At 60.5% G+C, this 9,596-nt stretch carries 7 protein-coding genes and 1 pseudogene; 4 read left to right on the top strand and 4 right to left on the bottom strand.

What is annotated here, in order from left to right:
* Window positions 1-91: 91 nt before the first annotated feature.
* Window positions 92-841 carry a hypothetical protein gene (locus GV027_RS19165; RefSeq protein ID WP_159513241.1) on the top strand — a complete coding sequence of 250 codons (750 nt, stop codon included), beginning with the start codon at window positions 92-94 and terminating at the stop codon, window positions 839-841.
* 12 nt (window positions 842-853) lie between these two features.
* Here GV027_RS19165 and GV027_RS19160 read toward each other — a convergent pair whose 3' ends face one another.
* The gene (locus tag GV027_RS19160; protein WP_159513240.1) at window positions 854-1,744 is read right to left on the bottom strand and encodes a DUF4238 domain-containing protein; all 891 of its coding nucleotides are present in this window, start codon (window positions 1,742-1,744) and stop codon (window positions 854-856) included.
* 63 nt (window positions 1,745-1,807) lie between these two features.
* Here GV027_RS19160 and GV027_RS21945 point away from each other — a divergent pair.
* From GV027_RS21945 to GV027_RS19145, 3 genes and pseudogenes are all read left to right on the top strand, one after another.
* Window positions 1,808-1,987: pseudogene (locus tag GV027_RS21945) on the top strand (hypothetical protein); the annotation flags it as partial.
* Between the two features lie 59 nt (window positions 1,988-2,046).
* Window positions 2,047-3,156 carry a metallophosphoesterase family protein gene (locus tag GV027_RS19150; protein ID WP_159513238.1) on the top strand — a complete coding sequence of 370 codons (1,110 nt, stop codon included), beginning with the start codon at window positions 2,047-2,049 and terminating at the stop codon, window positions 3,154-3,156.
* Window positions 3,153-5,783 carry an AAA family ATPase gene (locus tag GV027_RS19145; RefSeq protein WP_159513237.1) on the top strand — a complete coding sequence of 877 codons (2,631 nt, stop codon included), beginning with the start codon at window positions 3,153-3,155 and terminating at the stop codon, window positions 5,781-5,783. The genes GV027_RS19150 and GV027_RS19145 overlap by 4 nt, the downstream gene beginning before the upstream one ends.
* An 87-nt stretch (window positions 5,784-5,870) precedes the next feature.
* Here the strand turns inward: GV027_RS19145 and GV027_RS21310 are convergent, their stop codons facing one another.
* From GV027_RS21310 to GV027_RS19135, 3 genes are read right to left on the bottom strand one after another with little or no spacing between them, the layout of a single operon-like run.
* Window positions 5,871-6,089, bottom strand: coding sequence for a KTSC domain-containing protein (locus tag GV027_RS21310; RefSeq protein WP_201302717.1), 219 nt, complete (start codon window positions 6,087-6,089; stop codon window positions 5,871-5,873).
* A gap of 13 nt (window positions 6,090-6,102) precedes the next feature.
* On the bottom strand, window positions 6,103-8,001 hold the full coding sequence (locus GV027_RS19140; RefSeq protein ID WP_201302716.1) for an ATP-binding protein: 1,899 nt from the start codon (window positions 7,999-8,001) through the stop codon (window positions 6,103-6,105).
* Window positions 7,998-9,203 carry an SIR2 family NAD-dependent protein deacylase gene (locus tag GV027_RS19135; RefSeq protein ID WP_133192455.1) on the bottom strand — a complete coding sequence of 402 codons (1,206 nt, stop codon included), beginning with the start codon at window positions 9,201-9,203 and terminating at the stop codon, window positions 7,998-8,000. The genes GV027_RS19140 and GV027_RS19135 overlap by 4 nt, the downstream gene beginning before the upstream one ends.
* Window positions 9,204-9,596 lie beyond the last annotated feature (393 nt).

Here is a 9,596-nt window from a genome sequence, read left to right as displayed (position 1 = left end):
CCACCAAAGCCCTTCGAAAGGGCTTCCGTTTGGGGCTGTCGGCTCCGGGCTACGCCCTACGCCGACAGCCCCAAACGGAGTCTCATCTTGATTGACGCTGCTGTCTCACCTTCATCGCCGCGCAGCAGCGCCCGACTGCGACGCTACCAAGCTCTGCAAAGCGCACATCATTCCGCAGGGCTTTGCGCGGCCTTTGAGCGAAGCGGACGGTCATAACAAAGCGGTTCGCGCGGGCGGCGCAAAACCCGCGAACCAACCTTTAGGGCCGTTCGATCTCAACATCCTGTGTTCCGGATGCGACGGCAAGCTCGGTATGTTTGACGAATATGCGATCAATTTCTGCGCGTCGTTGTCGGCGAGCAGCGCTGCTCCCACAGGCAGTCTTTACCGGCGATCGGAATTCAACGGCGCGACCTTTGCGCGCGCGATGTTGGCGATCCTCTGGCGGGCATCGATCAGCGTGCGAGAGGAATGGGTCGAAATCGCCTTGGGGAGGTACGAGTCCATCATCGGCAACATATTGTTCGGGCTGAGCGACTTTCGAGATTTCCCTGAAATCGAGATTGCTTTGCTACGGTATGCCTCTGCCGATCATGACGCGCGCAAATTTATCTTCAAACCACTCCGCATCCGGTCTGGAAACCTGAATGTGTTCAGCATGGGCCTGGGAGGGTTTCAGGTTCTAGCGAAGATCGATCAACGCCCGTTCCACAATGAAATGCGGCCCTATGTCGTCAACGCGTCCACCTCGCTGATAGTGCCTCATGTTCGCTTCGAGGAAACCGCAGAATATGCGTTTTTCCAATCGGCTGCCCAAGCGGATCGGCGCCGAAAGGCCTAGAGCACGCGGAGGTCAGAGTTCGACATTCCAAGCGTCCGCGATCGATCGTGCGATCGAGGGCCTTTTTTCGCATCCGAAGTTTTGCTTGATAAAGGGATCCTCCTCATCGTTAGAGGCGCCGACAAAGCTCCGCGCTTGAGCGACGGTGGCATAATTTTGCCTGCGCTCGAGCTCACCTTCTTGGAGATCGCCAAGAGCGAGGAGAAACGCCCGCGATGGTGCCGCGATGAAGAGCTGCCGGGGGCTGATCGGTATCGTAATGTACGATTCTGGATGTCCCAGAAACGGCAGATCCTTGGCCGTATCGAGCGGCCAATCCGAGATCAGGAAGCTACGGGTTTCCGTCGACGTGATCGTGGCCCACTCCATCGAAAGGAAAGCCTCGCCCCGTTCGGGATCGTCGATGGCGCGGCGCATCGCCTCCATCTGCAATTGATTCAACGCCGCGTCGGGAAAGTCTTCCGGGACAGTCAGGCCGATCGCGGCCTCGCTAACGGCAGGGTCGGAAAGCGCATTGATTACGGTCTTCAGCCCTTTCACGTCGCCCGGTGTGCGAAACCAGATCGACATGATGAACCGCGCCCAGTCGCACATCATCTCGTGGCTCATCTCGCCGGCACGGCCGTCTACCAAGAGGCGGTGGGCGTTCGACGCGCGATCGTCGAGCAGCTTGAAATAGACGTCTTCCATTTGTTGCGCGTGCTCGGCCGGGAAGCCAGTCGTCTCGCAGAGCCAGTCCTCGTAAGCCACGCTCTTGGGACTGAGCGGCTTGCTACGAACCTTGCCATCGCCCCGAGGCCAGTAACAGATCAGGTCGCCGTCATCGTCAGTCCATTCCCTCAGCAGGAACTGGGGAATAAAGTGGTGTCGCCGTGACGGGTTTTGCTTTGTGGATTGGGTCATATCGGTTCAGGCGAGAGCTTGCCGGTTTTATGGACCTTCCGCAACCGAGGTCGCCCTGCCATGAAAGCGCGGCGGTCGGGTCGAGCAAACGTCAGTCGCGCGGTGTCAGATTTGGTGCGGGCCGGTCTCGTTCGCCGTCACTATCAGGGCTCTCGCGTCGATCACCATAAACGTGGTGCGCAGCGAGAGGCAGTCTATACAATCACGGATGCGGCAGCCGGAGCTTTGGCAGGTCGGCTTTGATCGGCCGGTCGGCTTGAGCCTCTGAGGCCGTCCGACGAAACTGCCATCGATAGAGCACAATGAAATTCATCCACACGGCCGACTGGCAACTTGGCAAGCCTTATGGCCGCTTCGAACCGAAGGTTCGCGGAGCGCTGACCGAGGCGCGCTTCGATGCGATCGACGCGATCGGTAAGGCGGCCACCCTTCTTGGTGCCAATCATGTGTTTGTCGCCGGCGACGTCTTCGATACCGAAGGCCCCGAGGATCGCACGATCGTGCAGGCGATATCGCGGATGGAGCGCCATCCGTGTCGCTGGTGGTTGCTGCCCGGCAACCATGACTTTGCCCGGAATGGCGGTCTTTGGGATCGTGTGCGCCAGCGCGCAGGCGGGACCATCACCGTCCTCTCCGAACCGCAGCCCCAAGAGATCGAGCTAGGGGTCTGGCTGCTGCCTTCGCCGCTCACGCACCGGCACAATCTCGATGATCCGACCGACCTGTTCGACGGCATGGTAACGCCCGGCGCACGGCTGCGGCTTGGCGTGGCTCACGGTTCGATCCGTGATTTCGGGACGCAGGGTGAGACCAAGAACCAGATCGCCCCCGACCGTGCTCGCAGGTCCAACCTCGATTATCTCGCGCTCGGCGACTGGCATGGAACGCTGAAGGTCGACGCGCGCACCTGGTATTCAGGCACGCCTGAGACCGATCGCTTTCAGCGGGACGAGCCGGGGCACATCCTGCTGGTTGACGTCGACGAGGGTCGCGAGCCGACCGTCACGCCAATCCGCTCCGGTCGTTTCCAATGGATCAGGCGCAGCTGGACTGTGAACGATCAGGCTGCGTTCGACGCGGAGTGCGACCAGCTGTTGGGGACGATCGACCCGCCGGCGACGCTTCTCGAACTATCGCTGGCGGGGATCACCAGTCTCACCGATCGCGTGGCGATGCTCGGCAGGCTCGAAAATGACGTCAGCCACCGCGTCCGCTATCTCGATGTTCGCGCCAGCGACCTCGTCGGTCGCCCCAGCGAAGATGATCTCGCGCAGCTTGCGGTCGAGGGCATGCTTGGCGTTGCCGCTGCAAAACTCTCCGCCCGGATTGAAGCTGGTGGACCGGAGGCAGCGGTTGCTAAACGGGCGCTAGAGCGTCTGTTCGTCGAATATAGCCGGGAGGAGAAGGCATGAGCCTGCGCCTCCGCCGGATCGCCGTCGACGGCTTCCGTAAATTTCGCGAGCCGATGGCGATCGAAGGCCTGACCGATGGCCTCAACATCATCATCGAACCCAACGAAACCGGCAAATCGACGCTACTCGAGGCGCTTCGGGCGGCCTTTTTCGTGCGGCATGGAACCAAGAACCAGCTCGCCCAGTCGTTCGCGCCTTATGGCGAGGCGGTCGGGCCGGAGATCCAGGTGTCGTTCGAGGCCGACGGGGCGCCGTGGACGGTCACCAAGCGGTTCCTGCGGGGCGCCACGATCGAGGTCACGGGACCACAGGGAAAGGCCCAAGGCGAAGAGGCTGAAGCTCGTCTTCATGCACTTCTCGGGTCCGTCCGCGATACCAGTCAGAAGGGCGATGCCGGGACCTATGGTGCCTTGGGTCTGCTTTGGGTGGCGCAGACAGAAGCCCTCGCGGTTACCGCACCCGGGCAGATCGTGCGCGATACGGTCAGGTCGACCCTGGAAGCCGAGGTCGGCTCGATCATGGGCGGTCCGGCTTACAAACGTGTCCGCACCAGGATCGACGAGCAGTTTGCCCGCTACTGGTCTCCAACGGGCCAGAAGCGCGAGCGGCAGAATGAGGTGCGGGAGCGGGTCGAAAACGCGGAGACCGCCGCGCGAGACGCCGCTGACAGGCTCGCGGGATTGGAGAAGACGTTCGCTGAACTCGAAGCCGCGCGCGCCAGGCTGAAGGTCGTTCAGCGGGAGATCGCCGACGACACGGATGTCCAGACCCGGAAGGACCTGGTCGCATCGTTAGAGGTTGCGCGCGCCGCCGCGCAGATCCTCGCGACCCGTCGCGCCGAGCATGAGGCGATCAGCGCGAAGGGCAGGGGGCTCGAAGACCTTTCAGAGCGCCACCGCTCGGCGACGGAAGCTCGTGAGAAGGCGAGCCTCGCGCTGGAGCAGGCGCGTGCCAAGCGGACGGACCTTGGCGAGGGACTGGCTACGGCCAAGCAGCGCCTCGTTGATGCGCGTGAGGCTCTCGAAAGCGCCCGGACGGCGCGTCAAGACGCGCGCGCCGCCCTCAGCGCTGGCGAGGACCGCGTGCGCGCTGCACGTCGTAAGACCGGGGTCGCGGCAGCGCGCAAACGGCATGCGGAGCTGGTCGAGCTTGAACGGCTCCAGAGCGAGGCCAAGATCGTCGCGGCGACATTGATCCCTGCAAAGACGATCGAATTGCTCGAGACGAATGAGCGAGCGATTGCAGAGGCACGTGCAGCGCAGAGCGCCGGCGCGACGCGCATCGCGCTGACCGGCGACACTGCCGGCATCCTGATTGACGGCGAACCCGCAGGTCCCGGAGAGCGGACCCTCAGCGGGAGGACCCATTTCCGTATCGGTGGCGCTGAGCTGATCGTAATACCGGCGGCCGGGGCAGCCAGCGCCGAAGAGGCATTATCGTCGGCTTTGAAGAGGCAGCAATCTGCGCTCGCGGATCTCGATGTTGCCGACCTCGCGGCTGCGCGCGCACGCAACGAAGCTGCGCGGGATGCTGCGAGCGAACTGCGCACCATCGCAGCCCGGATCGAAACAACGACGCCGGCCGACGAAAATATCGGGCTCGCCGCCGGCGCCGGTGCGCTCAAGCTCTTCATCGTCGAGCTAGCGGATGAAGCCGTAACGGGTGAGGGCGATCTTCCCGATATCGCAGTCCTCACCACAGCATTGCAGTCGGCCGACACCGTGCTTGCGCGGGCCGAAGGTGCTCAGGATGGTGCGCTCGCCGCTCTCCGGCGTGGCGAGGAGGAGGATGCACCGCTTGCCACCGCCGAGGCGGGTGCCGCGAGCGATCTCTTAAACGCTACGAGTCAAATCACCGCTATTGAGAGCCGGCCGGAGTTCCCGAGCCTGGCAGAGGATTTCGCTCGTGCCCGCGAGCAAACCGCCGAAGCTGCCGTGAAGCTGGAAGATGCGATCCGCGACGCCACAGCGCACGACGCCGCGGCGATCGCGCGGAAGATTGAGACGGTCGATGCGCGGAGCAGGGCGGCGGGGGAAGCGCGGACAAAGCTCGAGATGGAGATTGCCCGGTTTGAGGGGACGATCGAGAGCGAGGGGGGCAAGGGTCTTGCCGACCGTGAGGCAAGTTCCCGCGAGGAAGCTGAGGCCGCACGCGCGGCCCTGCAACGAGTTACCGAAGAGGCAGAAACCCTGAAGCTTCTGCGCGAAACGCTCGACGAGGCACGCGACGAGACGTCGGCCAAGTTCGTCGGCCCCGTTGCCAAGCGGGCAAAGCGCCACATCGAGCGCCTGCTCCCTGGCTGTGATCTATCCTTCTCTGAGGATCTGATGCTCGATGCGGTGGTGCGGGGCGGGATCAGTGAAGGGTGCGGGGACCTGTCGCGCGGCACACAGGAGCAGCTAGCGGTACTGACCCGGATAGCGTTTGCAGACATGCTTCTCGAGCAGGGGCGGCCGGTATCGCTCATTCTCGACGATCCGCTTGTCTATGCCGATGATGCTCGGCTCGACCTCATGGTCGAGATATTGAGTGAGGCTGCCGAGCGGATGCAGGTTATCTTGCTGACGTGCCGAGATCGAGCTTTTCGACATGTGCCAGGCAATCGGATTTCATTCAGCCCGATCTGAGAGGATCGGGGAAAGGCGCCAGGCTGCAGCCCCGTGCCTTTTCAATCGTGCCGGCTTTCAACGGCCGGGGTTTAATCCGCCGTTCGTTCAGACCTTGCTGTACCGATAGTTCCCCTTGATATCGCTGGCGAGATACTCCCCCTTCGAACCGGCCGCGTTGAGGGCCGCCGCGACATGATTGGGCACGTCGTAATATTGATAGGTCCCGCCATTGTGAAAGGTCACTTCCACGATCAGCTGTTGGTCTTCATATCTAATCGCGCTGATATTCGACGAAGTGAACGCAGGAAATTGCTGCCATGCCATTTGCGTCTTGTCCTTATGGGTTGTTCGACGGGATGGGGTTTTGCTGAAGCCAGGTTTCGACAAAGGGATCGTAACTGGGCGCTTCGAGCGGCTTGATGTTCCACCCACCAGGCGTCATCGACTCGTCGGGCGAGAGTTCGTCACAGATCACTGGATCCTGGCTGTCTGGTCGCCTTCCTTTGGGCGGGGCCTGGATCATCGTTCGCATCGGTAGGCCAACCGCCTCACCAAGGATGATCGCCTCCCCTGTTCGCAGAATCGGCAACATATTGGTCAATCCCTCAAGATTGTCCGAAAGGGCACCGGTCACTTGCGAGCGATCAGAGCCGTTGCTCAGCCGCATGGCGAAGAACGTGCCGCACTGCGACAGAATCGTTGCATTGATCTCCGAAGGGCGTTGGCTGACGATCATCGCGCCGATACCGTATTTGCGGCCTTCTTTGACGATACGCTGTGTAATCAGCGAGGCAGCGCTGTCGAAATTGTCGTTCAAATAGGCGTGAGCTTCTTCCATCACGATCAACAACGGCCGCTCCCTGCCGCCTTCTGAGAGGTTCCTTGCCCAGAACAGCCCATCATAGAGCACCCGCAGAACATTGCCGATGATGTCGTTGGTCATTGACGATGGAATGCCGGACAGGTCGAGAATAGTGATCGGCTTGGGGCTGCCGAGCCATGCCTTCATCAGGTCGGCGAGACCCTTGGTCACAATGCCTTCGGCATCTGGGTGCCAGTCGCCTGCACGGAGCAGGAAATCGTAGCGCGACACCCGTAATTTCGATCCGAGCGCCTCGAGTTGGGCTCGGATATTCAGGCCATCAGGAACATAGTTGATCTTCTCCGGATCGTCCTTGACGTTCTTGACCTTGCGAAAGCGCGGCGGATGGCCCGCCTCGGCGTTGCCGGCGATCTCATTGTGGTTCGCATCTAACTCATAGGCCCAGGTCGCCGGATCTGCCGGACTGCCCTTGCTGTTGTAATAGGTCGCGAAATCCAGGCCGTAGAGTTCATGCCAGAGCTTATGCAGCGAGAAAGGGACCGGGCTGTCCGCACTGAGATTCTCCGCGGTAAGTCCGCGGATCGGCGACGTCGCGAGGCTTGCCGCCTTTGCGGCAAGCACGCGTTCGAGAATGACATTACGCGCCTTGCCATCTGTCGACAGCGCGCCAAATGTCACGCGCAGCATCTCGTCAAAGCTCAGCGCCCAAAAGGGGATGCAAAGCCGTTGCTCGTTCGGGTTGCGCGGGTCCGGATTGATCCGGAACACGGTCGCCCTATCACCGAGCGCCTTGGCATATTCGCCGTGAAGATCGAGAACGACAATGCGCGAAGATGGAAAGCGTTCTTCGTTCGACAGCACGTTGAGTAAACCAGCAACGGTAGTCGACTTGCCCGAGCCCGTGGTGCCGACCACAGCGGAATGCCGCGTGACGAGCTTGTTGATATCGACCAAGGCGTCTATCGACTCGCTGCCTGCGATATGCCCGACACGCACCAGGTGGTTCTGCCGATCGGATTTGCCATAAATCACTCTCAGGTCGGCTTCGGAAACGAGATGAACCTCGTCGTCGATTGTCGGATATTGCGAGATCCCGCGCTGGAAACGGCCCGTTCGATAGCCCTCGCCGATCAACTGGACTGTCATCCAGCGCAATCCGTTTGGCAGTTCCTTGGCCAAGCTCTCAGGAACGGCGCTGGCCCCGACCTGGGATACGATGCCAAACAGGTCCATATAGCCGATCGGGATCTTCACGAAGCTACCAATCTGGCCGATCCGATAGCCCTGTCCATCGACGAAGCTAAGGCCCGAGAAGCGGTCAGCGCGCAAGGTCACGCTGACGGACGTTCCGCTGACATCTTGGACCGACCCAATCGCCGTCGCCGCGTTTAGGCTTTCAGACCGCATGCTCATGACACCGGAGGTGTCGATGTATCTTCCTTGACGCCTGACAGGCCTCGCAGGAGATTGCCGAAAGCGGCAAAATCGCCGAGCTGGACCGATGCCGTCGTCCCGTCCGAGACGTAGACTTTTGGCGGGAGGGCGGGTGGATCGCCGTCATTTGGTTTCCAGCTACCCGCATTGCGTCCGATGATGGCCTCGTCGAACCCCATCAAGCTCAGATTGGGCGTACGCAATGCGCACTCACGGGCCGCTTTGTATTTCGCATCGCCGAGGGCGCCATGCATGAAGGCAAAGACCTGTGTGGTCGAGTTGGTCGAAAGGCTGCGGCAGATGACATCGTTGATATGCTCGTCGGCGAACGAATAACCACAAATGAAGAGCGCAGACGATGGCTTCAAGAGGAACGCCTTCAGGCGATCGAGCATCGCCAGATAGGGCATTTTCCGGCTCTCGTTGTATTTTAGGTGCGATGGGTAAATCAGGTAGGATGACCCATCATTCTTGACGTCGCTGCGGACGACCGCCCCGGTCTTATCGAGGCGCCAGTTTAGCGAGCCATGAATTTTCCAAAGGCGCGCCCAGCGGGATGGAAGCAGGGTCTCGTCCTCGACTGCTCCAAGATCGAAGAACGCCCGGCGCGCGCCGATAAAGCCATCGAAATAGGGCGCGTCGCTTTCCTCGAAAGCCTGTTCGAGAAGCAAGTCATAGTTGGTCGTGAAGACGTGGACCGGTTGCTCGCGGTGGATGGCCCGCGCCCATATCGCGAGATTGTGATAGGGCGTGTCGTGAGATGGCAGCGGGACGTCGACGACATCCGAGATCACCTTGCAAATCTTTTCATCGAGTGCGCGCAGTTCGTCTCGTTGAAGGCCACGTGCCGTGCCGTTACCTGCAACGCTGATAAGAAGACGGATCGTGCTCAGTAGAAGTTCGATATTCTTCGAATCCCCGCCATCCTCGTCGACCACGGTAACAACTCTGTCCCAAGCGGACGGCGCCTCCGGGGTGCCCGTGCAGGCTTTGTGAATGATCGCGGTTAAGCCCGCTACATCCCAAATGAGCGGCTCATTTTTCGTCACACCGTCGACCTCACGCTCAATCCGAACCGACAAGGGGCATCCGGCGCCGATGAAGAAACCGATCGGCTTTCGATTTTGCGAGAGGGCTTGCTGGATAAAACTGATCTGATGAAGTGGGTCGTGCTGGATCATGATGGTCCGCGAACAAGAAATCGGAAGGATAGAAGGCACGATATTAGCATGCCGCGAGCCGAACGACCAAGCCTGATAAAGCTTGGTGCCTGCTTCTTTGCACCTGTACAACACAGCAGATCACGGAATAAAATGACGTGAGCACGACTGGAGGAATACTGATCGCAGGGCTCCGCGAGATACTCCGCCGAATGACCCGCTTTGGTGTAAGCAACATCTAGGTTATTGATATTATTTAACATAAGATAAATTATTGGGCTATGTTCTTGTAAGCGCCAGATAGAAATGTCACCCGTCCGCTAGATAGAAATGTCACGGTTCCATACCGGGCGGATCTTCGGTGTCATGCCGCCCACGTTCACGAGGGTGTGCGCAGATGACGGTGGTTTCGAT

The sequence above is a fragment of the Sphingomonas sp. T1 genome (assembly GCF_902506585.1).
GTDB lineage: Bacteria > Pseudomonadota > Alphaproteobacteria > Sphingomonadales > Sphingomonadaceae > Sphingomonas > Sphingomonas aerolata.
Note: the sequence above shows the minus strand (reverse complement) of the source record. Positions and strands in the feature narration are given on the sequence as shown.